The sequence below is a fragment of the Serratia sp. HNCC26DJ244 genome, assembly GCF_057180565.1.
Window position 1 is genome coordinate 234,635 of record NZ_JBXUGO010000004.1, and the last position, 26,789, is coordinate 261,423.

The 26,789-nt window shown below is 49.4% G+C and carries 17 protein-coding genes and 2 tRNA genes; 12 read left to right on the forward strand and 7 right to left on the reverse strand.

Annotated features, from left to right (window positions below; all coding sequences use genetic code 11):
• Nucleotides 1-241 precede the first annotated feature (241 nt).
• The 8 genes from menF to AC2A06_RS05550 all read left to right on the forward strand — a co-directional run bounded on the left by menF (nucleotide 242) and on the right by AC2A06_RS05550 (nucleotide 9,710).
• Nucleotides 242-1,534, forward strand: a complete 1,293-nt coding sequence (gene menF / locus AC2A06_RS05515) for an isochorismate synthase MenF (RefSeq protein ID WP_484379612.1) — start codon at nucleotides 242-244, stop codon at nucleotides 1,532-1,534.
• A gap of 209 nt (nucleotides 1,535-1,743) precedes the next feature.
• Nucleotides 1,744-3,417 carry a 2-succinyl-5-enolpyruvyl-6-hydroxy-3-cyclohexene-1-carboxylic-acid synthase gene (gene menD, locus AC2A06_RS05520; RefSeq protein WP_484379613.1) on the forward strand — a complete coding sequence of 558 codons (1,674 nt, stop codon included), beginning with the start codon at nucleotides 1,744-1,746 and terminating at the stop codon, nucleotides 3,415-3,417.
• Complete coding sequence (menH, locus tag AC2A06_RS05525; protein WP_484379614.1) at nucleotides 3,417-4,214, forward strand: 2-succinyl-6-hydroxy-2,4-cyclohexadiene-1-carboxylate synthase; 798 nt, start codon at nucleotides 3,417-3,419, stop codon at nucleotides 4,212-4,214. The genes menD and menH overlap by 1 nt, the downstream gene beginning before the upstream one ends.
• On the forward strand, nucleotides 4,198-5,055 hold the full coding sequence (menB, locus tag AC2A06_RS05530) for a 1,4-dihydroxy-2-naphthoyl-CoA synthase (RefSeq protein ID WP_023491361.1): 858 nt from the start codon (nucleotides 4,198-4,200) through the stop codon (nucleotides 5,053-5,055). Before menH ends, menB begins: the two co-directional genes overlap by 17 nt.
• Complete coding sequence (menC, locus tag AC2A06_RS05535) at nucleotides 5,055-6,038, forward strand: o-succinylbenzoate synthase (RefSeq protein WP_484379615.1); 984 nt, start codon at nucleotides 5,055-5,057, stop codon at nucleotides 6,036-6,038. The genes menB and menC overlap by 1 nt, the downstream gene beginning before the upstream one ends.
• Nucleotides 6,026-7,429: an o-succinylbenzoate--CoA ligase gene (gene menE, locus AC2A06_RS05540; RefSeq protein ID WP_484379616.1), complete on the forward strand. Its 1,404-nt coding sequence runs from the start codon at nucleotides 6,026-6,028 to the stop codon at nucleotides 7,427-7,429. Before menC ends, menE begins: the two co-directional genes overlap by 13 nt.
• 210 nt (nucleotides 7,430-7,639) lie before the next feature.
• Nucleotides 7,640-8,182: a YfaZ family outer membrane protein gene (locus AC2A06_RS05545; RefSeq protein ID WP_484379617.1), complete on the forward strand. Its 543-nt coding sequence runs from the start codon at nucleotides 7,640-7,642 to the stop codon at nucleotides 8,180-8,182.
• Nucleotides 8,183-8,513: 331 nt separating this feature from the next.
• Nucleotides 8,514-9,710 (forward strand): nicotinamide mononucleotide deamidase-related protein YfaY, encoded by a 1,197-nt coding sequence (locus tag AC2A06_RS05550; protein ID WP_484379618.1) that lies wholly within the window; start codon nucleotides 8,514-8,516, stop codon nucleotides 9,708-9,710.
• Between the two features lie 27 nt (nucleotides 9,711-9,737).
• On the opposite strand, the gene yfaE is transcribed toward AC2A06_RS05550, so the two are convergent.
• The 4 genes from yfaE to ubiG form a co-directional block, all read right to left on the reverse strand.
• Complete coding sequence (gene yfaE / locus AC2A06_RS05555; protein WP_484379619.1) at nucleotides 9,738-9,998, reverse strand: class I ribonucleotide reductase maintenance protein YfaE; 261 nt, start codon at nucleotides 9,996-9,998, stop codon at nucleotides 9,738-9,740.
• A complete protein-coding gene (gene nrdB / locus AC2A06_RS05560) occupies nucleotides 9,999-11,129 on the reverse strand; it encodes a class Ia ribonucleoside-diphosphate reductase subunit beta (RefSeq protein WP_484379620.1) in 1,131 nt (376 codons plus the stop codon). It abuts the gene before it with no gap.
• A gap of 175 nt (nucleotides 11,130-11,304) precedes the next feature.
• Nucleotides 11,305-13,590 carry a class 1a ribonucleoside-diphosphate reductase subunit alpha gene (gene nrdA, locus AC2A06_RS05565; protein ID WP_484379621.1) on the reverse strand — a complete coding sequence of 762 codons (2,286 nt, stop codon included), beginning with the start codon at nucleotides 13,588-13,590 and terminating at the stop codon, nucleotides 11,305-11,307.
• A gap of 419 nt (nucleotides 13,591-14,009) precedes the next feature.
• Nucleotides 14,010-14,735, reverse strand: coding sequence for a bifunctional 2-polyprenyl-6-hydroxyphenol methylase/3-demethylubiquinol 3-O-methyltransferase UbiG (gene ubiG, locus AC2A06_RS05570; protein WP_484379622.1), 726 nt, complete (start codon nucleotides 14,733-14,735; stop codon nucleotides 14,010-14,012).
• Between the two features lie 272 nt (nucleotides 14,736-15,007).
• Between ubiG and gyrA the strand changes: the two genes are divergently transcribed.
• Both gyrA and rcsC read left to right on the forward strand, forming a co-directional pair.
• Entirely contained in the window at nucleotides 15,008-17,647 is a 2,640-nt protein-coding gene (gene gyrA / locus AC2A06_RS05575) for a DNA topoisomerase (ATP-hydrolyzing) subunit A (RefSeq protein ID WP_484379623.1), read from the forward strand.
• 109 nt (nucleotides 17,648-17,756) lie between these two features.
• Nucleotides 17,757-20,618, forward strand: a complete 2,862-nt coding sequence (gene rcsC / locus AC2A06_RS05580) for a two-component system sensor histidine kinase RcsC (RefSeq protein ID WP_484379624.1) — start codon at nucleotides 17,757-17,759, stop codon at nucleotides 20,616-20,618.
• A gap of 19 nt (nucleotides 20,619-20,637) precedes the next feature.
• On the opposite strand, the gene rcsB is transcribed toward rcsC, so the two are convergent.
• Both rcsB and rcsD read right to left on the reverse strand, forming a co-directional pair.
• Nucleotides 20,638-21,288: a response regulator transcription factor RcsB gene (rcsB, locus tag AC2A06_RS05585; protein WP_037383815.1), complete on the reverse strand. Its 651-nt coding sequence runs from the start codon at nucleotides 21,286-21,288 to the stop codon at nucleotides 20,638-20,640.
• Entirely contained in the window at nucleotides 21,281-23,974 is a 2,694-nt protein-coding gene (gene rcsD, locus AC2A06_RS05590) for a phosphotransferase RcsD (protein WP_484379632.1), read from the reverse strand. The genes rcsB and rcsD overlap by 8 nt, the downstream gene beginning before the upstream one ends.
• A 299-nt stretch (nucleotides 23,975-24,273) precedes the next feature.
• Here rcsD and AC2A06_RS05595 point away from each other — a divergent pair.
• Together AC2A06_RS05595 and AC2A06_RS05600 are read left to right on the forward strand one after the other, a co-directional pair.
• Nucleotides 24,274-24,361, forward strand: a tRNA-Ser gene (locus tag AC2A06_RS05595).
• 315 nt (nucleotides 24,362-24,676) lie between these two features.
• Nucleotides 24,677-24,752: transfer RNA gene (locus AC2A06_RS05600), tRNA-Thr, on the forward strand.
• 519 nt (nucleotides 24,753-25,271) lie between these two features.
• On the opposite strand, the gene AC2A06_RS05605 is transcribed toward AC2A06_RS05600, so the two are convergent.
• On the reverse strand, nucleotides 25,272-26,636 hold the full coding sequence (locus tag AC2A06_RS05605) for an AbiJ-related protein (protein ID WP_484379625.1): 1,365 nt from the start codon (nucleotides 26,634-26,636) through the stop codon (nucleotides 25,272-25,274).
• Nucleotides 26,637-26,789: the final 153 nt, after the last annotated feature.

A 26,789-nucleotide genomic window follows, 5' to 3' on the forward strand; every position in this document is an offset into this window, starting at 1 on the left:
GCGGGAAGGCTGTGAGCATCATTTTTAACCCTTAATTTGATCTGGATAGGGTTAATGGTGATGGGAACCCGGTAGCCAACGCGGATCCCGTCTTTTTCTCGAGCTTGTTTTTTAATCAAAATAATTATTTTTAATAAACAATCGTGTTGTCAGCGCATTGATAAATAGACATTATTTTTCCGCCCCTAAATGCTGATTTGCCGTATAATTCCCCCCGACGAGTCTGGTGAATGAGGTGGTAGTGAAACAACTTTCGGGATTGCTGCGGCAGCTAAGCCAGCAGTTGGAGCAGGACTTTCCCTTGGAAGCCGGATTTCGGCAGATCACCATGGCGGTTCCCGGCCACCTGACTGTGCGGTTGTTAGAGTGGCTGGCAGCACAGCGTCTGTTCCCCCAGTTTTACTGGTGCCATCGCGATGGGATGCAAGAGGCGGCGGTATGCGGCTCAGCAAGACAATTTGCCGAACCTGCACAAGCACAGGCCTTTGTTGATGCTCACCCGGGAGCCCGTCTCTGGGGGCTTAATGCTTTCGACGGTGATGCACTGTTGCTATTGCCGCGCTTGGAAATTTTCAGTTGTAAAGGCAAAGGCGAACTGACGCTTAATCTGTTCTCTGAACATGCGTTGCAAGAAGACGCCAGGGCCGCACGAGCCTGGCTGGGAAAGCTATTGGTGGCAAAACCGATCGCCGGTTTACAGGTGAAAGTGCGTTCGGTGCAACATCAACCGGTACGTTCCGGTTGGGAAATCATGCTGAGCGATGCGCTGAAAGCGATAAAAAGTCAGCAGATGGATAAGGTGGTATTGGCTCGTAGCTCGTTGTTAACGCTCGAGAGCCCGTTGTTTGCGCCAGCGTTGATGGCCGCCAGCCGTAGGGTGAATCACCAATGCTACCACTTTATGCTGCGCATTGATGCACATTCCGCTTTTCTTGGCTCCAGCCCTGAACGACTATACCGGCGTGAAGGGCATCATCTGTCCACCGAAGCATTGGCCGGAACGGTGAGTAATCACCAGGATGAACAGCAGGCTGAGGCATTGGCACAGTGGTTGCTGCAGGATAGCAAGAACCAACAAGAGAACTTGCTGGTGGTGGATGATATCTGTCAGCGTCTGCAAGGTGGTGCCAATGCGGTGGACGTCTTGCCCCCTGAGGTGGTGCGCTTGCGCAAAGTGCAACATCTAAGACGGCGTATTGAAGCACAGCTGAATGGCAGTAATGATGCCGACTGCTTGCGGCGGCTCCAGCCTACGGCGGCAGTGGCCGGCTTGCCTCGCCAGGCGGCGCGTGATTTTATTCGCCAGCACGAGCCGTTCTCGCGCCATTGGTATGCGGGGTCTGCGGGCTATCTTTGCGCCACGCAAGCCGAATTTTGTGTGGCGCTGCGCTCTTGCCAGATTGAGGGGGCCGAGGTGCAATTATACGCCGGGGCCGGGATTGTTGCCGGGTCAGATCCTGAACTGGAGTGGCAAGAGGTTGAAAGCAAAGCAGCTGGTTTGCGCACATTATTGCAACCGGAGCAAGAGAGTTAACCGGTTGAAGTGTATAATTCGCAACAACTGCTTAGGGCATATGACCTTGCCCGGTTGACCTCAAGGGCGCGTGATACGAGCCCCCAGGGAGGGGTTCACGGCGTGTCGGCGTTCTGCATCATGCCTACTTTCCTGAACTGAAAAGGGGAACGGTATTAAGCGCAGCTAGTTAGGTTACATCGCCTGTTTTATTGACTTGTGAGCGAATTATGTCGACAAGTGTTTTTAATCGCCAGTGGGCCACGTTATTGTTGGAAGCGCTCGCCCGCCATGGGGTGCAGCATGTCTGTATCGCTCCTGGGTCACGTTCGACACCACTGACACTGGCGGCGGCGGCAAATCCTGCTTTTGTCTGCCATACCCATTTTGATGAGCGGGGCTTAGGCCATTTGGCGCTGGGCCTGGCAAAAGCCTCCCGTCAACCGGTCGCGGTGATCGTCACCTCAGGGACTGCGGCGGCCAATCTCTATCCTGCGTTGATCGAAGCCGGGCTCACTGGCGAACGACTGGTGTTTCTAACCGCGGACCGACCGCCAGAACTGATTGACTGTGGTGCCAATCAAGCTATTCGTCAACATGGCCTCTATGCCAGCCATCCTACCCTCAGTATTGATTTACCCCGCCCCAGCCCGGATATTCCGGCTCGTTGGCTGGTGTCGACGCTCGATAGTGCTATGGCACGTCTATTACAGGGCGCGTTGCATATTAACTGCCCGTTTGCCGAACCGCTGTATGGCGATGATGGGCAGCAGTACCATGAATGGTCGGCGGCACTGGGTGATTGGTGGCAGGCGTCGCATCCCTGGTTGCGTGAAATGGACCATCATCAGGTATTAAAACAAGAGGATTGGCTTCTCTGGCGGCAAAAACGTGGCGTGGTGATCGCCGGGCGAATGAGTGCCGAAGAGGGGGTACGCCTGGCTGAATGGGCCGAGAGGCTGGGCTGGCCATTGATTGGTGATGTGCTGTCGCAAACCGGCCAACCGTTGCCTGGTGCCGATTTGTGGTTGGCCAAACCACAAGCCCGCCATTTACTGGCAAAGGCACAATTGGTGGTGCAGTTTGGTAGCAGCCTGACGGGTAAACGGTTATTACAATGGCAGGCGAACTGTCAGCCAGAAGAGTTCTGGTTGATTGATTATCTGCCTGGTCGTCTGGATCCTTCACATCATCGTGGTCGCCGTATTCGCTCCAGCGTGGCTGAATGGCTTGAGTTGCACCCGGCTCAAGAGTGTTCACCCTGGGCGGGTGAGTTGGCGACCTTAGCGCAGCAAGCCTTTCAGGTCAGCGCGGAATATCTGCATAACCGTTTTGGTGAAGCACAATTGGCCCAACGCCTGCCCGAGCTATTAGCCGAAAATGGCCAATTGTTTGTTGGCAATAGCCTGATTGTTCGCCTGATCGATGCATTAAGCCAATTACCCGCCGGTTACCCGGTGTTCAGTAATCGTGGTGCCAGTGGCATTGACGGTCTGCTGTCTACCGCAGCAGGGGTACAACGCGCTACCGCCAAACCTACACTGGTGTTGGTGGGGGATATCTCAGCTTTATATGATTTGAATGCGCTGGCGTTATTACGCCAAGACTCGGCACCGATGGTACTGATAGTGGTGAACAATAACGGTGGGCAGATCTTTTCATTGTTGCCAACGCCACCAGCAGAGCGCCAACGTTTTTACTGTATGCCGCAGAATGTGGAGTTCAGCCATGCGGCAGCCATGTTCCAGCTCGGTTATGCCTGCCCGCAAAATTGGCCTCAATTGCAGCAGGCGGTAGAGCAGGCCTGGTGCCACAGCGGGACGACATTAATTGAGTTGCAGGTTGCCTCCAGTGAGGGTGCCGAAACCTTGCAGCACTTGGTACAACTGATGGCGGCTGACTGATGCTGGCCGCGCGCGTGTTACAACCAGGCGAAAGCCAGCGCCCATGGCTGGTTTGGCTGCATGGCTTGCTGGGGAACAACAATGAGTGGCGGGTTATTGCTTCCCGTTGCCCGCATTGGCCCTCACTGGCCATTGACCTGCCCGGTCATGGCGACTCTGTCGGGCAATCTTGCCGCGATTTTGCCGATGTCAGCCAGCAGATCAGCGCGACATTGCAGCAGCACAACATCGAACGTTACTGTTTGGTGGGGTATTCGCTGGGGGGGCGCATTGCCATGTACCATGCTTGCCACGGTGATAGCCGGGGGCTGCAAGGTCTACTGATTGAGGGGGGCAACCCAGGGCTAAATGATGAAGGCTTGCGTGCGCAACGCCGGGTGCATGATGCCCATTGGGCCCAACGTTTTCGTATTGAGCCCATCAGCCAGGTACTGTCGGATTGGTATCAGCAGCCGGTATTTGCCGATCTGGATGTTATACACCGCCAAGCCTTGATTGAGGCACGTGCCAATAACCAGGGGCCGGCAGTGGCTGATATGCTGGAGGCCACCTCTCTTGGCTGTCAACCTTGGCTGGTCCCGCAATTACAACAACTGACCATGCCGATAAAAGTGGTATGTGGTGCGGATGATGCTAAGTTCCAAGGGTTGGCCCGAGAGGCTGGCTTGCCATTAGCCACCGTCCCGCAGGCCGGTCATAATGCTCATTTAGCCAACCCGGTGGCCTTTGCCGCCGTGTTAGATGAATTTCTTGATAATCTTGATAATAAAGGAAGCGAACATGCTTTATCCGAATGAAGAGCAACTGTATGCCGCGGTTGAGTGGCAGGATTGTTCTGGCGATTTCGAAGATATCCTGTATCACAAATCCAGTGATGGCATTGCCAAAATCACCATTAACCGCCCGCAAGTGCGTAACGCTTTCCGTCCACTGACGGTAAAAGAGATGATTGAAGCCCTGGCGAATGCCCGTTATGACGATGGGATTGGGACCATTATCCTTACCGGTGCGGGTGATAAAGCCTTCTGTGCCGGGGGCGATCAGAAAGTACGTGGTGATTACGGTGGTTATCGTGATGATAGTGGGGTGCATCACCTGAATGTGCTCGATTTCCAACGCCAGATCCGCACTTGCCCGAAACCGGTGGTAGCGATGGTGGCGGGTTACTCTATCGGCGGTGGTCATGTGCTGCATATGATATGTGACCTGACCATTGCTGCCGATAATGCCATTTTTGGTCAGACCGGGCCGAAAGTGGGCTCCTTTGACGGCGGATGGGGCGCCTCTTATATGGCACGTATTGTGGGCCAGAAGAAAGCGCGTGAGATCTGGTTCCTGTGCCGTCAGTATGATGCCGCTGCCGCACTGGATATGGGGCTGGTCAATACCGTGGTACCGTTGGCGGATTTAGAAAAAGAGACGGTACGCTGGTGTCGTGAGATGTTGCAAAACAGCCCGATGGCACTGCGTTGCCTGAAAGCCGCGCTGAATGCGGACTGTGATGGTCAGGCCGGTTTGCAGGAGCTGGCGGGTAATGCCACCATGCTGTTTTATATGACCGATGAAGGTCAAGAAGGGCGTAACGCATTTAATGAAAAGCGCCAGCCGGACTTCAGCAAATTCAAGCGTAATCCGTAATGACCAATTCAACGCGTATGGCGGCTCTCTATCGCTATAGTGTGCCGATGGAGGCAGGGGTGGTGCTGCGCAATCAGCGCTTGAAAACCCGTGATGGTTTGTTGCTCCACTTGCAGCAAGGGGAGCAACAAGGCTGGGGGGAAATTACCCCCTTGCCGGAGTTCAGTGTCGAAACCTTATATCAGGCGCAACAGGCGGCATTAGCTTGGGGGCAAGCGTGGGTGGCGGATCAGTCACCGGTACCCACACAGTGGCCTTCGGTGGCGTTTGGCACCAGTTGCGCGCTGGCTGAGTTGAGCGGGCAGTTGCCACAGCAGGCGGATTACCGCAAGGCACCGCTGTGCAGTGGCGACCCGGATGAATTGTTTGACGTGCTGGCGGCGCTGCCCGGTGAGAAAATCGCCAAGGTGAAGGTGGGGCTGTACGAGGCGGTGCGTGATGGTATGGTGGTCAATGTGTTGCTGGAGGCATTGCCGGACCTCAAATTGCGGCTGGATGCCAACCGCAGTTGGACGGCAGCCAAAGCGGACAGTTTTGCCAAATATGTCAATCCGCAGTGGCGTGATCGTATCGCATTTTTGGAAGAACCCTGTAAAACCCGTGATGAATCACGCCATTTCGCCCAATCACAGGGTATTGCCATTGCCTGGGATGAAAGTGTGCGTGAGGCAGACTTTGTGGTGCAGGCCGAACCAGGCGTCGCCGCCATTGTCATCAAACCCACCTTGGTGGGTAGCCTGGAGCGTTGCCAAGAGTTGGTAACACAAGCACATCAGGCGGGTTTGGTTGCGGTGATCAGTTCCAGCATTGAGTCCAGCCTGGGGCTCACGCAGTTGGCACGTATTGCCCACTGGTTAACACCAGACACGGTGCCGGGGTTGGATACACTAAACCTGATGCAGGCACAGTTGCTGCGTAGTTGGCCTGACAGCACCTTACCGTTATTGCAGAGCGAGGCTCTGGAGTGTGTATGGCGCAGTTGAATAACTGGCCATGGCGGTATTGGGCAGAACACCGCCCACAGGAGACAGCGCTGCTGGTGCAACAGCAACCGATCAGTTGGTTAATGTTACAACAGCAGGTTGATGCACTGGCTGCTGATTTTCAGCAGCAAGGGGTGCAGCCTGCCTGTGGTGTGGCGCTATGCGGTAAAAACAGTTATCCGTTACTGTTGGCCTATCTGGCCTTGTTGCAATGTGGCGCACGCTTGCTGCCACTTAACCCCGGGTTACCCGCTGCGATGCTGGCACGGTTACTGCCCGATCTGAATATTGCTTTTGTATTCAGCCCTGACAGTTTGCCCACCTTACCCGCTGAGCTGACTATCTTATCCTCCATGGAAGGGGATGTTGGCCAATGGCAACCTGTACCATGGCAACCCTTACCATGGCAACCACAGCGGCTGGCGACGTTAACCTTGACTTCCGGTTCCAGCGGCCTGCCGAAAGCGGCTGCGCATAGCTATGCCGGGCATTTGGCTTGTGCGCAAGGCGTTTTACAACGGATGGATTTCCAACCATCGGATAGCTGGCTGCTCTCTTTACCGTTGTTTCATGTTTCTGGTCAAGGGATTGTCTGGCGCTGGCTGACAGCCGGGGCACAGTTGGTGGTACGCGAGATGCAACCGTTGGCTGACGCCTTGGCGGGCTGTACTCATGCTTCTCTGGTACCGACGCAGTTATGGCGGTTATTGTCTGCACCTCAAACAGAGCACAGCTTGAAGGAAGTGTTACTCGGCGGGGCGATGATCCCGGTTGAGCTGACCCGGCAAGCGGAGGCGCAGGGGATCCGCTGCTGGTGTGGTTATGGCCTGACGGAATTGGCCTCGACGGTTTGTGCCAAGCGTGCTGATGAATTGCCGGGGGTAGGGTTACCGCTGCCCGGGGGCGAGATTCGGCTGGTGGAACAGGAAGTATGGATCCGTTCTGACAGCCTGGCATTGGGGTATTGGTACCAAGGGGTTTTGCTGCCAGTCAGCGATGCTGAAGGTTGGTTCCATACCCGTGATCGTGGGGTGATGGCGCAGGGTGAGTTGCGGATTATTGGCCGCTTGGATAACCAGTTTTTCAGTGGTGGGGAAGGGATACAGCCAGAAGAGGTCGAGCGAGTGTTGCTGGAACATCCGCAGATATCCCAGGTATTTATCGTGCCGCTTGATGACCCTGAGTTTGGTCAGCGGCCAGTGGCGGTGGCAGATTGGGCCGGGGAGTTGTCGTTGGATTTATTACTGAACTGGGCACAAGACCAATTGGCAAACTTTCAGCGGCCCATTGCCTTGCTCGCCTTACCCATTGAACTGAAAAATGGCGGGATTAAAATTTCACGCCATCGCTTACAACAGTGGGCTGCCGAGCAATGGCAGCCAGCCCGATAAAGCAGTCACGGACATCAGTGATCAGATACTCAGCACTTTCTGTGATCCGAACTTTGGAAATCAGTGCAAGACCTGTTGAAAATACATAGCACTTTGTCAAATAACTCGAATGATTTTGAATATAAGTCGATTCTATTAAACTTCTTTCATTCTCATTTTCAGATAACATATTGTCACTTTTGATGATTCAGAGTTAAAAAAGGAACAATCATGAATAAATTTTTAGTCGCGTATGCAGCTGCTTTGCTGTTTGTGACTGGTTCTGCTAATGCCATTGGCGTGAGAGGCGAGGTGGGGCAAGATTATACCCATCTCAGTGCTGGCATGGGGTTGCTTATTCCTGGGTTGGGCGTCAATGGCAACTGGATACGTAGCGACCATGATGGCAGTGTTGGCAGCGTGGGTTTGGATTTCACCTTGCCATTTTCCCCACTTAAGGCAACGGTAGGGGGCAAAGCGCTCTATCTTAGCCCACAAGAGGGGCGCAGTGGTGCTGCACTGGCTTTAGGCGGGGGGCTGCAATGGAGCCTCAACCGTTACTTTGCACTGTATGGCGAAGGTTATTTTGCTCCTGATGCATTAACCAGCGGTGTCAAAGCTTATAACGAATTCAATGGTGGCTTGCGTTGGAATGTCTTTCAACCGCTGAGTGTTGATGTGGGCTATCGTTATCTCAATCTGCAAGGGAAAGAGGGCAAGCGGGATAATGCGATAGCCGATGGCCCTTATCTGGGCGTGGGTTTGAACTTCTGATAGCCCGGCAGAGTGTGCGCAGTGGTTTAGGTATAAGCCAGAAATGGGGGCAGAGTCAGCCCCATCTCATTATCCCACCGCAGGGAGTAGGCCGCTGGCAATGCCGAGCTGGATAGCGATGACGGTGATGCCGCAAAAAAACACCAGCGGCGGCGGGCTAGTAACCCCTATCACGGCAACAAATTGTTTACAGTGTGTGTAACTTATTCCTCTGACTGCCACTGACATAAACTTGGGTATATAGTAGAGACACCCGTCGTCATTCAATCTAGCGGGTATTGGCTGTAACCTGAATGAATGGGCTATGGATCTGAACAGCAAGGGGAAATCAATGTTAAGAGTGGAGATGCTCAGTACCGGTGATGAGGTGCTGCACGGGCAAATTATCGATACCAATGCTGCCTGGTTGGCAGATTATCTGTTTCAACAAGGCTTGCCGATGAGTAGCCGTGAAACTGTCGGGGATAGCCTCTCTTCTCTGATTGAAACGCTACAAGAGCGTAGCCATATTGCGGATGTGTTGATAGTGAATGGTGGCTTGGGGCCCACCAGTGATGATCTCAGTGCGCTGGCAGCTGCCAAGGCGTGTGGTGTTGAATTGGTTGAACACCCTACCTGGATCACCCGTATCGAGGCCTATTTTGCTGAACGAGGCCGGGTGATGGCGGATTCCAACCGTAAGCAGGCACAATTGCCAGCGAATGCTGAAATGCTGGATAACCGTGTGGGTACCGCTTGCGGTTTTGCGCTGAGGTTGAATAAATGCCTGATGTTCTTTACTCCGGGTGTGCCATCTGAGTTTAAGGTAATGGTGAAAGAGCAGATTTTCCCGCGTTTGCAGCAGCAGTTTAGCCTGCCAGAGCCACCGTTATGTTTACGTTTAACGACGTTCGGTACTTCAGAAAGCGACTTGGCAGCAGAATTGGATCCAATATCGTTACCGCCGGATGTGGTGCTGGGGTATCGCTCTTCCAGCCCGATTATTGAGTTAAAGTTGACTGGGCCGCACTGTCAGCGCGTTGCCATGGAGCAGATATGGCAACGGGTACGGGGCGTTGTGGCGGACAATACTATTTATGAAGGAACGGCGGGGTTAGCGGCGCAGTTAGCGCAACGACTGCAGCAACAAGGGATGAAACTGGTGCTGAGTGAGCAATTTACTGCCGGGTTGATCAATCTGCAATTGCAGAGCGAAGCGGCACCTTTGGCGGGAGGAGAGTTACTCCCCGCTGATTGCCACGAGACACTGGAAACCTTGCTGGCACGTGCACAGAGGTTGTCTCAGCTTAGCCATGCACCATTGGCGTTGGCCGTCAGTGCCATGGAGGGTGAACGGGTGAGTATCGCCTTGCATACGCCCAAGGGCGGCGTGGGCCAGACCGTCAGCTACCGTGTTTCCCGTCATAGCCTGCGTTTGCGGCAGGAATCTGTAGCGATGTTGGCGTTGGATATGCTGCGTCGCTGGCTCAATGAGGACCAAGTTTGCGGTAGACATAATTGGTTGGAAACGGTGGCAATTATCGAGTAACACACTGTATAGGCGGTGTGACACCGCCTAAATTTCCAGCTCAATATCCATCAAGGGCATACAGCAGCAGGGCAGGATCTCGCCCTTATTGACAAAAGCCAGTGGCGCTTGGCGATAGGCGACTTTACCTTTCAGTAACTTCAAGCGGCAGGCACCGCAATAGCCTGATCGGCATTGGTATTCCACCGCAACATCATGTAACTCAAGTATCTCAAGCAGGCAGCTTTCCTCTGCGGCAGCTGAGAGCTGCGCACCACTGGCACGCAGCGTGATGGTTGGGCTGCTCACTTACAGCTCGAAATCACTCAAGTCGTCAGCATTGACTTCTGAGTCAATCTGACCGACCAGATAGGAGCTGACTTCCACTTCCTGCGGAGCCACTTGAACATTATCCGAAACCAGCCAGGCGTTGATCCAGGGGATAGGGTTGGAGCGGGTCTGGAATGGCAGATTTAAGCCAACGGCCTGCATACGGATATTGGTAATATATTCCACATATTGGCACAGAATATCTTTGTTCAAGCCAATCATTGAACCATCACAAAACAGATACTCCGCCCACTCTTTTTCTTGTTCAGCCGCCATGACGAACAGGTCGTAACACTCCTGCTGACACTCTTCAGCGATCTCGACCATCTCTGGGTCATCTGCACCCGAACGCATCAGATTCAATATATGCTGGGTACCGGTGAGATGCAGGGCTTCATCACGGGCAATAAGCTTGATGATCTTGGCATTGCCTTCCATCAGTTCACGCTCGGCAAAAGCAAACGAACAGGCGAAACTGACATAGAAACGGATGGCCTCAAGGGCATTGACACTCATCAGGCACAGATACAACTGTTTTTTGATGGCGCGTATATTCACCACAACGGTTTTACCATTAACCTGATGGGTGCCTTCACCCAGCAGATGGTAGTAATTGGTCATCTCAATCAGTTTGTCATAATAGCTGGAGATGTCTTTCGCCCGTTTTTTGATCTCTTCATTGGTCACGATATCGTCAAATACCACTGCCGGATCATTAACGATATTACGGATGATATGGGTGTAGGAACGTGAGTGAATGGTTTCAGAGAATGACCAGGTTTCCACCCAGGTTTCCAGTTCCGGGATTGAGATCAACGGCAGGAAGGCAATGTTCGGGCTGCGACCCTGGATGGAGTCCAACAGGGTCTGATACTTCAGGTTACTGATAAAAATGTGTTTTTCGTGTGGGGGGAGAGCCTGATAGTCGATACGGTCACGGGAAACGTCAACCTCTTCTGGGCGCCAGAAAAAGGAGAGCTGCTTTTCGATCAACTTTTCGAATATTTCATGCTTTTGCTGATCAAACCGCGCTACGTTGACGGGTTGGCCGAAGAACATTGGCTCAAGTAGCTGATTGTTTTTATTCTGTGAAAATGTGGTGTAAGCCATAAGTTTGGGTCCGTATTCAAGTTGCGGGGGAGTGACCTGGGTCATTCGCCCCCATTGGGGCTGCTACCCGCTGCATTTAAATCTCATCCTTGAGATTTCCCTTTCAGGTAGGCGCGCGCATGGTGGCAGTCAAACCAGTTTCCGGCCGGTTTGCCCCAGTAGGCAATATCAAAAATTAGATTTTGCAGGCACCGCCTTCACAGTCATCATTACTTTGCGCTGACTGCAAATCTTCCTGAATATCTTCCGCGCCGTCGCGGGTATTTTGATAATACAGTGTTTTTATACCCAGCTTGTAGGTGGTCAGCAGGTCTTTCAACAACTGCTTCATTGGCACCTTACCCGCTGGGAAACGGGTTGGATCGTAGTTGGTATTGGCCGAAATCGACTGGTCGATGAACTTCTGCATCAAGCCAACCAATTGCAGGTAGCCATCATTATTGGGCATTTCCCACAATAGCTGATAGTCATTTTTCAGACGCTCATACTCAGGAACCACCTGGCGTAAAATACCATCTTTCGACGCCTTGATACTGATATGACCCCGTGGTGGCTCAATGCCGTTGGTGGCATTGGATATTTGTGACGAGGTCTCTGACGGCATCAGTGCCGACAGGGTTGAATTACGCAGCCCAGTCTGTTTAATCTCTTTACGCAGTGTTTCCCAGTCATAATGCAAAGGTTCGCTGCAAATCGTATCCAGATCTTTCTTATAAGTATCGATTGGCAGAATACCTTTCGCATAGGTAGTTTCATTGAACCATGGGCAAGGCCCTTGCTCTTGCGCCAGGCGATTCGATGCTTTTAACAGGTAGTATTGAATCGCTTCGAAGGTTCTGTGGGTCAATGGGTTGGCACTGCCATCCGAATAACGGACCCCATTTTTTGCCAGATAATAGGCAAAGTTGATCACACCGATACCCAGGGTACGCCGCCCCATTGCACCACGGAAGGCCGCTTTGATGGGGTAGTCCTGATAGTCGAGTAGGGCATCAAGTGCGCGCACCGCCAATGTGGCCAACTCCTCCAGATCATCCAGGCTTTCAATCGCCCCAAGGTTGAAGGCTGACAGGGTACAGAGGGCGATCTCACCGTTTTCGTCGTTGATGTCATCCAGTGGTTTGGTTGGCAAGGCGATCTCCAAACAGAGATTCGACTGGCGCACCGGGGCGACCTGCGGATCGAACGGGCTGTGCGTGTTGCAATGATCAACGTTCTGGATATAGATACGGCCCGTTGAAGCACGCTCTTGCATCATCAATGAGAACAGTTCTACTGCTTTGACTCGCTGTTGGCGAATGCTGCTGTCTTTTTCATAACGGGTATAAAGCCGCTCGAATTCATCCTGATCGGCGAAGAACGCATCATATAACCCAGGGACGTCAGAAGGGCTGAACAGGGTAATATCTTCGTTTTTGATCAAACGCTGGTACATCAGGCGGTTGAGTTGTACACCATAATCCATATGACGTACCCGGTTACCCTCAACGCCACGGTTGTTCTTCAGTACCAGTAAGCTTTCCACTTCCAGATGCCACATGGGGTAGAACAGGGTGGCAGCACCGCCGCGCACTCCCCCTTGAGAGCAAGATTTCACCGCAGTCTGAAAATGTTTGTAGAACGGGATGCAACCAGTGTGAAAAGCTTCACCACCACGGATCGGGCTACCTAAGGCGCGAATACGCCCGGCATTGATGCCGATGCCGGCGCGCTGCGAAACATATTTAACGATAGCACTGGAGGTGGCGTTGATTGAATCAAGACTGTCACCGCATTCGATCAGTACACAAGAACTGAACTGGCGGGTTGGGGTGCGCACCCCAGACATGATAGGGGTAGGCAGTGAGATCTTGAAGGTGGAAATGGCGTCATAGAAACGTTTTACGTAGTCCAGACGGGTTTCACGTGGATAGCCGGAAAACAGGCAGGCCGCAACCAAAAGATACAAAAACTGCGCGCTTTCGTAAATTTCGCCGCTAACGCGGTTTTGTACCAGATATTTACCTTCCAGCTGTTTAACCGCCGCGTAGGAGAAATTCATATCGCGCCAGTGATCAATAAAGCTATCCATCTGGGCGAATTCTTCTGCGGTATAGTCCGCCAGCAGATGTTTGTCATACTTGCCCATCTCAACCATGCGGACAACGTGGTCATACAGTTTTGGTGGTTCAAACTGACCGTAGGCTTTTTTCCGTAAGTGGAAGATGGCCAGGCGGGCGGCCAGATATTGATAATCAGGGGCGTCACGGGAGATAAGATCCGCCGCCGCCTTGATGATGGTTTCATGAATATCGGCAGTCTTGATGCCATCATAAAACTGAATGTGTGAACGTAACTCTACTTGAGAAACCGAAACGTTGTTTAAACCTTCTGCAGCCCAATCAAGGACCCGGTGGATTTTGTCGAGGTTAATGCGCTCTTTACTGCCATCGCGTTTAGTTACAAGTAGGCTTTGGTTCATTTTTACCTGTCCGTTTGTTTCCCAGAAGCAGGCAGGTCTAGTGCTTTCGCTTAACCTGCAAATACTATATATAGGGGGGAGGAGTCATTAAGATAACAAGATAGTGATAAAAGCGTGGATTTGCAAGTGAACAAAATCGGCTGATTTTGTGAATAACCTGGGGGTGAAATGTGAATGAAGAGGGGGAGTCGTGTAGTGTCAAGGGGTCTAAGCTTGTCAATAGTTTTGTTCGCCTCAGCAAAATGATAACTGTTTGCCGCTTTATTAAACGTTAGAAAAAAACGGTATATTGATCTGCTTTAGTATTCTTAAAAATGATTTGCATGGCAGTTTTTGATCACAGACAGAAGATAACCCTGCATGGTGAGTCACAAACAGACCGGCGTTGGCAAGAGCAACCCCGGTCGCGTCTCTCTTGCTTAACCTTGGTGCTGCGTATGCACCATATAATTCACATCCACATTGCCGCCCAGTTTGAAATGATCAGTCAATGGGTTGTAATGCAGACCGATCATATGCTTTTCGCATAGTACGCTACCATCAAGCCAGCTAATCAGCTCAGAGGGGCGGATAAACTTGCGATGATCGTGTGTCCCCTTCGGTACCATCTTGAGCAGATACTCGGCACCAACAACGGCCAGCAGCCAAGCTTTGACATTACGGTTGATGGTAGAGAAAAAAACATGGCCCCCTGGTTTCACCAGATGCGCGCAGGCTCGCACTACCGAGGAGGGGTCAGGCACGTGTTCCAGCATTTCCATACAGGTGACGATGTCATATTGCTGGTGATGGGCTTGTGCATGGCTCTCTACGGTTTCCTGCACGTAAGTGACCTGGATACCGCTTTCCAACGCATGTAAACGGGCAACCTGCAATGGCTCGAAACCCATATCTAACCCGGTCACCACCGCACCTTCGCGGGCCATACTTTCTGACAGAATGCCCCCACCACAACCCACATCGAGCACCTTTTGGCCAAAAATACCCCCCGAGCGTTGCATGATATAATCGAGGCGTAGTGGATTGATTCGGTGCAAAGGTTTGAACTCACCTTCCAGGTCCCACCAGCGTGCGGCGACAGCTTCAAATTTAGCGATCTCTTGGTGGTCAACATTTTGGGCGTGATGCGATGAGTGGGATTTCATAAGTCTTATTGGTTCCTTATCTTTCTCTATGCGGATTATATACCCAAGTGGGGCAAGTTGCAGCCAGCAACTCTACCGCTTGAATGGCGACCAGTATTCCATAATCCTTGCTGCAGCACGGCGGTTGTTAATGGCCGTTATCGCATTTGTCCTGATATTTGCGTTAAACAATGGCGGTAATTTTCCCGTAAAGCCTGCTTTGTGGTATAATTTCACCTCTTTGGCACCATGCCAAGGCAGATGAATCATTCAGTATGAGGGATAGTAGCTCTATGAGCGATCTTGCCAGAGAAATCACACCGGTAAATATTGAGGAAGAGCTGAAAAGCTCGTATCTGGATTATGCCATGTCCGTTATTGTCGGGCGTGCGTTGCCAGATGTCCGTGATGGACTCAAACCGGTGCACCGACGCGTTCTGTTCGCGATGAATGTACTGGGTAACGACTGGAATAAACCCTATAAGAAATCGGCCCGTGTCGTTGGGGACGTAATCGGTAAATATCACCCCCATGGTGACAGTGCTGTCTATGACACCATTGTCCGTATGGCCCAACCCTTCTCTTTACGTTATATGTTGGTCGACGGGCAGGGCAACTTCGGTTCTGTTGATGGCGACTCTGCTGCCGCAATGCGTTATACCGAAGTGCGGATGGCAAAAATTGCCCATGAATTGCTGGCTGATCTGGAAAAGGAGACCGTGGATTTTGTACCTAACTATGATGGTACAGAACAGATCCCGGCAGTGATGCCAACCAAGATCCCGAACCTGCTGGTTAATGGTTCATCGGGTATTGCCGTGGGGATGGCCACCAATATTCCCCCGCATAACCTGTCTGAGGTGATCAGCGGCTGCCTGGCTTATATTGATGATGAAGACATCAGTATCGAAGGGTTGATGGAACACATTCCTGGCCCTGATTTCCCCACAGCAGCAATAATCAATGGTCGTCGTGGCATTGAAGAAGCTTATCGTACTGGCCGTGGCAAGGTGTATCTCCGCGCTCGAGCTGAAGTTGAAGCGGATGCCAAATCTGGCCGCGAAACCATCATTGTCCATGAGATTCCCTATCAGGTGAATAAAGCTCGCCTGATTGAAAAGATTGCTGAACTGGTAAAAGAAAAGCGCCTTGAAGGTATTAGCGCCTTGCGTGATGAGTCTGACAAAGACGGCATGCGTATTGTGATTGAAGTCAAACGTGATGCTGTAGGCGAAGTGGTCTTGAACAACCTTTACTCGCTGACCCAACTGCAGGTGACGTTTGGTATCAATATGGTGGCGCTACATCAAGGCCAGCCAAAACTGCTGAATCTGAAAGATATTCTGCGCGCATTTGTTCGCCATCGCCGTGAAGTGGTGACCCGCCGTACCATCTTTGAATTACGCAAAGCTCGCGACCGCGCTCATCTCTTGGAAGCGCTGGCGATCGCACTGGCAAACATCGATCCGATTATTGAATTGATTCGCCATGCGTCAACTCCCGCAGAAGCAAAAGTGGCGTTGATCGCTCAACCTTGGGCTCTGGGCAACGTTGCTGCGATGCTGGAGCGTGCTGGTGATAATGCCGCACGTCCTGAGTGGCTGGAACCTGAGTTTGGCATCCGTGATGGCAAATATTACCTGACCGAGCAACAAGCACAGGCAATCCTGGATCTGCGTTTGCAGAAACTGACGGGCCTGGAGCACGAGAAACTGCTGGATGAATATAAAGAACTGCTCACTGTGATTGCTGAGCTGATCTTTATTCTGGAAAATCCGGAACGCTTGATGGAAGTGATCCGTGAAGAGCTGGTTCTTATCCGTGATCAGTTCGGTGACGCCCGCCGCACCGAGATTACCGCTAATACTTCTGATATCAATATTGAAGATTTGATCAATCAGGAAGATGTGGTAGTGACATTGTCGCATCAGGGTTATGTGAAGTATCAGCCGTTGAGCGACTATGAAGCACAACGCCGTGGTGGCAAAGGTAAGTCGGCTGCCCGGATTAAAGAAGAAGATTTTATTGACCGTTTATTGGTGGCCAATACCCACGATACCATTCTGTGCTTCTCTAGCCGTGGGCGACTATACTGGATGAAGGTCTACCAATTACCGGAAGCGAGCCGTGGTGCCCGTGGCCGTCCGATTGTCAATTTACTGCCATTGGAAGCCAACGAACGTATCACTGCCATATTGCCAGTTCGTGAGTATGAAGAAGGCCGTCATGTGTTTATGGCGACCGCCAGTGGTACGGTGAAGAAAACGGCACTGACCGAGTTCAGCCGTCCGCGTAGTGCTGGCATCATTGCCGTTAACCTTAATGACGGTGACGAACTGATTGGTGTTGATTTAACGGATGGCAGTAACGAAGTGATGCTGTTTTCTGCCAATGGTAAAGTAGTACGTTTCCCGGAAGGGCAGGTTCGTTCTATGGGCCGTACCGCCACTGGTGTCCGCGGTATTAACCTCGGTGCGGGGGATAAGGTAGTCTCACTGATTATTCCTCGTGGTGACGGTGATATCCTGACGGTCACACAAAATGGCTACGGCAAGCGTACTGCGGTGACGGAGTATCCCACCAAATCACGTGCCACCCAAGGGGTTATCTCCATCAAGGTCAGCGACCGTAATGGCCAGGTTGTTGGGGCGGTACAAGTGGATACCACGGACCAGATCATGATGATCACCGATGCAGGTACGCTGGTGCGTACTCGTGTGGCGGAAGTCAGTGTGGTTGGTCGTAATACTCAAGGCGTCACCTTGATCCGTACCTCGGAAGAAGAGAACGTCGTGGGCTTGCAACGTGTTGCTGAACCGGTTGAAGATGAAGAGCTCGATAGCCTTGAACCGTGTGAAGAGGAAGCAGAAGAACAGGCTGAACCACTCGATGAGGATGATGTCGAAGACGGTACAGATGATGAAAACGCTTAAGTTATAACCGATGCTGCAACTTGAAGTATGACGGGTATACTCAAGTTGCAGTCCATTCTTGCCACATGAATCATGACGGGTATACCACCGACTTTGGTATGGTATCAGATTGAGATATTTGACTTCTTTTCGAACTATTTTAGAAGTTTCCCGCTATCTGTTCCGGGTTATGGCATTCATGCTATGGTCGTTAGGCGTGTTGCTTACCTTTTTTCATATTCGGGATATTCTGAATAAGAAAGAGTCTGAAGTCCTGCAGGAATATGATCTTAACTTCGAGCATGCTCAACGCTATCTACACCGTTCTGCGGACCTTATCCGTGACTTCCAATATATAGTCGAAAAACACCTTACCAACCCAACCGATACTCAGCAACTATTGACCAATCAGGAAAATAGCGGGCAGCAGCTTACGTTTAACCCGCTGTATGGTGAATTAAATTGCTTAATCGATACTGCCTCGCACGATTCGCTGCGTGTTCTAAACCAGCAGATTGAGTATTGGAAGAAGAGCTTTGTGGCGGACTATGACCTGAATAGGCTGTTTTTTATCACCGCGGATAGCTGGTGTCTCACGGAGTTTGCCAGTAATTATAGTACTGTCGATCAGCAAACCTTGTTTAATTCGTTGCGTGCACGTATTCCTAAATACCGTAATAGCAATAGTTCAGATAAAGGTCATGATCTCTATTGGGTTATCCCCAGCGCCGAACAGTCGGATGTGGGATATCTGTATGTGATGACGCCGGTTTATATCAACGATAAATTGACCGCACTGCTAGGCATTGAACGTACTGTACGGCTGGATGATTTGATCACTTCAAGTCATTTGCCACTGGTTGTCGCGGTGCTTGATGAAAATAACGAACCACAGTTGCGGTTGGTAAGCGGTGATGGTCCGCACTCTTCACTCAATGAGTATCCGCAGGAGCACAACTATTTTGGCTATGTCGATAATTACCATGACCTGACTTTGAAAAAGGGTTTGCAGCCTTCTTCATTAAGCATCGTTTATGTGTTACCAGTCAATAATGTGGTGTCGCGTTTCGATCTGTTGGTCAATGCCCTGCTGTTTAATCTGTTCACGGCTGTACTGCTATGGGGACTAGTGTGGTTGTTGGAGCGTAAGATAATCTTGCCAACTCAGGAAGATGCTCTTCGCCTAGAGGAAAATGAACAGTTTAACCGCAAAATTATCGCTTCAGCGCCGGTGGGCATCTTTATCTTGCGTATCAGTGATGGGGCCAATATTTTGAGTAATGAATTGGCCTATAACTATCTTAATTTACTGACTGGCGAGGACCGAGAGCGAATTACGCGCCTGATTCGGGAACAACAAGTCAATCTGATCGATGTGATAACCAGCAACAACAATAACCTGCAAATCAGTTTTGTCCATTCCCGTTATAGCAATGAAGATGTGGCCATTTGTGTACTGGCAGATATCAGTTCACGAGTGAAAATGGAGCAATCATTGCAAGAGATCGCTTCGGCAGAGCAGCTGGCCAACCAGTCTAAATCGATGTTTCTGGCCACGGTAAGCCATGAGCTGCGTACACCACTGTATGGCATAATTGGCAACATTGACTTGTTGCAAAAGCAGACTTTACCGCAAGGCGTGGAGCGTCTGGTTAATGCAATGAATAACTCATCAGGGATGTTGTTGAAAATTATCAGTGACATCCTGGACTTCTCCAAGATTGAATCAGAACAGTTAAAGATTGAACAACATGATTTTTCTTGTCAGGAAGTGGTCACGAATATTACGGGTAATTATTTACCGTTGGTAGTCAATAAACGTCTTGGCTTGTACTGTTATATCGAACCCGGAGTGCCAGAGCGGATAAAAGGTGACCCGCTGCGTCTACAGCAAGTCCTCTCCAATCTATTGAGTAATGCCATTAAATTTACCGATACTGGCTGTATTATTTTACAGGTGGGGATCTATGACAGTTATTTGGAATTCAGTGTGCGTGACATGGGTATTGGCATTCCGGAAAAAGAAATAGCTCATCTGTTTGACCCTTTCTTTCAGGTTGGCGGCAGTGTACAGGGCCACTTTCAGGGTACAGGTCTAGGACTGGCTATTTGTGAAAAGCTGGTTCATCTAATGGGGGGGGATATCGCAGTGGAGTCCGAACCCGGGCTCGGTAGCTTATTTACTATCCGTATTCCATTATTAGGTGCGCAGTTCCCACCAGCACAAGTCATTGATGGTTGGTTGGGTAAAACATTGTGGCTGCAGATGCGTAATCAACGCTTGGAAAGTTATCTAATGCTACTGCTTACCGAGCAAGGGGCCAGAGTGCTGCGGTATGAAGATCAAGAGATGGCAGCCGATGATGTTTTACTGAGTGATTATTCGGTACAGGTGGCGACGCCCTTGTCGATGCGGATTGAGTTTTCTATGGCGCATATTGGACCGTCATTTGAGGTATCACCAGGTTATTGGTTACACTCTACTGCGATGCCATGGGATGTTCTCCCACTGTTAAACCGCCTGTTTAGCGGTGAAATTCAACGTGGTAGCGACACAGTGATGCCTCCGCAGGTTAAAGATACTGATGTCAATAACAGAGATATTCACTTGCTGGTGGTAGAGGATCACCCGATTAGCCGGCAGTTGTTGTCTGACCAACTGACGTTATTAGGATATCAGGTAATGACCGCTAATGATGGTCTCGATGCCTTAGATGTACTGGAGCGAACCACAGTGGATATCGTGCTGACAGATGTCAATATGCCCCGTATGGATGGTTATTGTCTGGCACAGCGGTTACGTCAGTCCCATTTTACTGCGCCCGTGATTGGTATAACGGCGAATGCTCTGGCGGAAGAAAAACAACGCTGTATTGAGGCGGGAATGGACAACTGTTTATCAAAACCGGTGATACTAACTTTATTGGAACAGACACTTACCTACTATAGTCAACAAGTACGACGAAACCGGGCAGAGCATGAGCCCGGTTAAGTGCTGAGTAATGCCTGGCCTAGTCTTTCTCCAACTGAGTCATGTTGATGGAGGAGAGGTAGTTAAGTAAAGCGATATCGTTATCAACACCCAACTTCGTCATGGCTGATTTTTTCTGGCTACTGATAGTTTTAATGCTGCGATTAAGCTTTTTGGCAATTTCCGTGACCAACAGCCCCTCGGCGAACAAGCGTAACACTTCACTTTCTTTCGGCGACAAGCGTTTGTCACTATAGCCAGTGGCGTTGATTTTCTCCAGCAACCTGGTAACGCTTTCAGGAGTGAATTTTAACCCTTTCTGCAGTGCCGCCAAGGCTTGTGGCAGGTCAGTAGGCGCACCTTGTTTCAGTACGATACCTTCAATATCCAAGTCCATCACTGCACCGAGAATAGCAGGGTTATTGTTCATGGTCAGCACGATGATTGACAAGTGCGGGTAGTGGCGTTTGATGTATTTAATCAGGGTAATGCCATCACCGTATTTGTCCCCTGGCATGGAAAGATCAGTGATCAATACATTCGCATTCAGTTTGGATAGATTGTTGATTAATGATGTCGAGTCTTCAAATTCACCAACGACATTAACCCATTCAATTTGTTCAAGTGACTTGCGGATACCGAACAGCACAATAGGATGGTCATCAGCAATAATTACGTTTAGGTTATTCATGTTGTTGGCTACCTTCCTCCAACAGTCTACTGATGAAAAAATCAATTTGACTGAGGTCATGGTCAATCTTAAGTGCATCACCTTCTGCGATGTGTCGTTCTAACGATTCACACAGTTGCTTTCCGGGTAGCAGGTTTAACATCGCAAACGCACCTTTCAGACGGTGTGCGGTTTGAGATAGAGCAGCGAAGTCACTATGCTCCTTGGCAGTATATAGTTTTTTAATATCAACTGGTACTGTATCAACAAACAAATCAATATAATTACTTGTTTTTAATTGTTTTTTATAGTGCTGAATATCATCCTCAGTGAGAGATATCTCGTGATTTTCTTCTGCCAATTGCAGTTCTATTAGCTGTGTAATGGCGTCGAGCATCGCACCGGTGAAGTTATAGTTGACTCGAATGATCTGTTCGCCAAGCTGCTGGCAACCGGTTTCATCACTTGCCAGCAGGAGGGTATAACCGGAGATTAACTGTGGGTCATCAGTAATCACTATGTCATATGCTTGATTATTCTGACGTTCATCAGCGATCAAATAACTGGCTCCATAAGCCTCCAGAAGATGAGTAGTGATACTGCGGACCTCGTTAGAAGTGATATCCAGCCGCGCTTTTATCCCATCCAGTAGTTTTTCCTCTGCTTCTTCCGTCGGTTTCTCCAACTCCATGGTGACTCGAATCGTGTAGCGGGTACCGATATCAAGTTTACTGCGGATAGACAAATCGCCATTAAGCGCCTTACATAATCGATTACACAGGAAGAAAGTTAACCCAGAACCATGATTGAAGCGATCTTCGCGCATTTGACTGAGGAATGGATAAGTCAGGTTACTGAGTTCATCACTGGAGATACCTGAGCCGGTATCATTGATATGAAATAAGAGATGTTCTGGGTGATCGTTTTCATACTCGACGCTCAGAACGATCTTGCCATAAGAAGTGGTGATAATGGCGTAGCGAAGCAGCAGTGAGATAACTTTGCGTAGTATATTGGCATCACCAATATAGTGCTGACCCGCATCAAGATGGAAATGGTGGAATAGGGTCAACCCTTTTTGCTCAATCAAGGGGAGCAGGTCTAGCAGTAGTTCATCCAGGAGTACCGCGGGACTAAATAGTTGGTATGAAGGTTGGATATCCTGCGTTTCCAGGCGAGTTAGCAAGATAATATTGTCAATGAGATCTAATACTGATGTCGAAGTTTGGCTCAGTTGCTTGAGGAGGCTTTGTTGCTGCTGTGGTTCGGGCTGTGTATTCAGTCTGCCAACCAGATTGTTGATTTGATTTATCGGTTGATTGAGCTCAACAGCTAAATTTTGCAGCATCAACTGACGTGCCTGAACGGTTTTATCGTATTCATGTTGAGCTTGTTGCAGCCGTTTATTGACGACCATCTCTTTTTTCTGGTCGTCAAGCAGGAACAGATAGGTTTCTGCGGAACGTTGACTATGGCACAGACGGATCTCATAAATTTCATTGTTTACTGTGGCTTGGATCACCCCATGATGTTGCTTAGCCATATGGGCGATTTTTTTTAAATTGAGATGGGGCCGTAGATGATCAGCAATTTTATTGCTGGCAATCGCTCTATTGCTGGCAAAGTCATAGACTATCAGGCCGCAAGTGAGGTTATTGATAATTTCATCAGTCAGCGAGCGCTCTTTTTCGAGCTCGACAGCCATATTTTCACTGGGGCGGATGTATTGATGGCGGATAAAATAGAACCCTATAATCGATAGCATCAGCAGTAGCAGATTGACCACCAGTAGCCAGATATTATTGCGTAGTAGGTCAATGACCAGGTTAAAGATTGAAACACGATAAATCAGTTTAAGTGGCGCATTGGATAGCGGCAGGGTGAATTCAAGCCAGCCCCGGTGCAAGGTGGTGGTGACCTGGTGTTGCTCAGCGTCAGGTGCGGCAATATTGTCAAATTCATCATTATCGTCCAATAGCAGAAAATTGCTGCGTGCCATATTCAACGGAATGATATCGTTAATGGGCAATTCAAAGGCGAGGACAGTGGCCAGATGTCCGGGTTGGTTGAACGTGGTACGAATAGAGAATGAATAGTTGCCCTGGAAACGCTGTTTACGCAAGCCTGAGAAACTCTCGCGTTTATCGAGCATATTCGTCTGTTGCAGTATTTCAGCACGTAGTTCCGAAGCGAGGGCGGTCAGGTAATTTTCTTTTAACCGTGAGGTCAGATCCTTAATCGATTGAGTTGTCACCAGACTCAGGCTGTTATCCCGCCCGTTAAGATAGTAGAGCGTATAGTTTTCTTTTTTAGTTCCCCAGCGGCTGTCAAGAAAGTTTGAAATATTGCTAATCATGGCTAACGTGTCATTGCTGTGGTTGCCAAAAATCAACACATCGGTTTTATTTCTTTTTTTATCAAGATAATAAACATCTGCATTCAAGAGCTTCTCTTTCTGCTCAGGTTCCATGACAGGGGTCGTTGGGTTGCCAAATTTAGTGTAAATCTGCTGGGTGAGATAACGATAATTATCAATACGGCTTTGCACAGCGGCAGTGATACCGATGATGGCATTTTTTTTATCAGCCAGATAGGCGTTGGTGTAGTTGTAACCATATAAAATCAGGGCAACCACCAGCAGTACACTCTGCAACCAGAAGCTGCGGATAATATGGCGAGATCGGTGTGGTGATTGTCTATTTTGCAGCATGACAACAATTTCCTGAAGTAAACGGCGGACCGCCAGCACGATACCAAGAGTTATACACGACTAAGAGTTACACACTGGTTCCCTAACAACAATACATAATATTGGCTTATCACACTCACCCCGTGAGCACCACTTCACAAGTATAATACTTGAGTGATGACGGGTGTGAAATGGCCACTCGCATATCCAGTGGTTGGATGTTGGATTAAAATTTAATCGAATGAACCGGTTAAAGGTTTTTTTTGCATGAAAACAGTAGACAGTTTATAACGGGGTCGCTAATATTTGCGCCCATTGGAAGGATGGCCGAGTGGTTTAAGGCAACGGTCTTGAAAACCGTCGACGGGCGACTGTCCCAGAGTTCGAATCTCTGTCCTTCCGCCAAATTCTCATAAAGACTGTTTTATAACGGTTTTTATCCTAAAATCCCCTGTAGTTACACAGCAGTGTGACACAGGGGATTTTTTATGCGTACTGGTCTGGCAAAACCTGGTTCTCATGACGACTTCCGTCGTCGTGTTCCTTTAATGACTTAATGATCGCTTTGAACCACCAGGCAAAGCAGAGAAATGACGAGTGTTAGTACAATAAGCTGATTTTTTAGTCGAAGAGACAAAAAATGCGTTGATTACCCTTGCTTATCTCGGTTCGGTTGTATTATATTGCCGTCCGCGGAAATGTAATGCCGCAAAAAATTTCGCCGGCTTAGCTCAGTAGGTAGAGCAACTGACTTGTAATCAGTAGGTCACCAGTTCGATTCCGGTAGCCGGCACCATATTAAAGAACCTCAGCAGATGCTGGGGTTTTTTTATGGGCGATTGGCACCGGATAGGGTAGTGATACTTTCAGTTTTGGCACAAACGCCAGACATAAAAAAACCAACCCTAACAGGTTGTTTTTTCTATAAAAAGTTGATCGACATGAAAGGATTTGAACCTTCGACCCCCGCCCCCCATGACACCGGATAAAATTCTCTGAAAGTCTCGCCAGCTCTGGCTTTTAGTTGATTTTAATGTTTATACAAACAGTGCATTTTCTGCATAAACCGACCTCTACACATCAATAACTTAGGTAGGGGTTTTACCATGATATTTTTGACTGTCCTGTCTTATTTGGATTATTAGTTGTATTAGTCGCGACTTGATCTGACACTGGACCTTGAAAGGTTGAGAGTTACCGGTTTTGATATGGGTGTCGAATCCTTATACAAAACATGAGGTAACTCTCATGCTTCATACTAGCAATCCTATCTTCTTCTGAATATTGGCACAGCTACCGTCAATTTCAGCTTGATTCAACAATTAGTTTTAATCCTATGACGTTTAAATAGAGCGTCAAAGAAAAGTCTTACATTAGTCGAAGCATTATTGAGCTGAAGTTCATTGCCCGCAAAACGATAAACTTCATAACCTGCTAACTTTAAATTACGATCACCAGCGACCAAATTAGCATACTTGCCCCTACACGCCCTTCCCTTATCATCTGAGTAATGCTGAATCCCATCGATTTCTATCACAACTCTACCGCCATCAGGCAATAGCATGAGAAAGTCCATCCGATGGTTGAGTAACGCTTGGATTCCTCGTTCGGAAACGGTTTTAGGATCCCAGTGCAGCCAAACCTCGGGTAGCAACGCAGGTAATACATGTACCACTTGACAATATTGTTTGAAAAATTGGTAGAAAAATGTTTTCTGAGGTGGTGAAGTGCGAGGCAAGCTCTGCAACAAACGGAGGTAAAGCGTATTTTTCGCTTTCTCACTGTCCTCTTCGCGTGTTAATTCTGCCCACCATACTTGCAGCTCACGCCAGCTCAATCCCTCTGCGCTTAATGGGCGATCATAGACTAATACCTCGTCTAGGCTTGAAAGGATCTCAATTTCGTTAGCAAGCGAGTCGCCCAAGCGAATATCGGGCTTAGCGATGGAGGCGAAAATAATATTTTTGGGACGATCGCGGAATGCCCGCAACGATATCAAGCTAAAAACAGGATAACCTCCAGCATCAGAGATATGGCTTAGCTCAGCTCCACACGTTTTCAAAACAATATTAATGGCCTTGACACTGGTCAACTGTGTCTCAATATCGATCTGCACGTCCGCAGAAACTAACCCTTCTAGCCACCGACGGAAACGCGAATCGGATAGTTCAACGACCTGCAATTTCTCAAATAGCCACTCAACGTCGGCATCTTCAGAGTTTTGTTCAAAACGTCGTTGAATTTCCGCTAGAGTCCCTGTCTCGCGCATCGAGAAAACAACACATAAATCAACGGGAATGATAAAGGTATCTTGTATTAACCGCTTAAAATTCTCCCAGTGGCGAAAGCACTTTAATGATTGTAAAGCCTTCGCCAGCTCTCGACGATGCCGCTTGGGTATCTCGATGCTTGGTTCGTCCTCCCACAGCAGATCTTGAACCTGGTTACGAATTCTCGCATCCAGAACCCGTTGTGCCAATAGCGTTTTTGCAAACCTCGGTAGGTCTGTATCATTAAGCAAATCGAAGGCGGCATGCAAACGCTCGCGTTTGCTTCCTCCATCCTCTGGTATAGGTAACCCCAAATGCCGACAAAGGTCCGGAATTTTCTCGTTGGTACACTGACCCTTCAGATCTCCCACTACTGGGCGAAGCAGCTCTTTTAACGTTAAAATATCCATCGAGTTCTCGTATCCTTACTCTTGACCAGTTCCCCGTTGGTTAATACACATTTCAGCGACTGGTGTCATCACATTGAGTCTGAAAGACTGAGCTACTTAGTCCACCATATCTCGCTCATAACAGACTTGACAGCCCATCAGTATGTCCGTTGT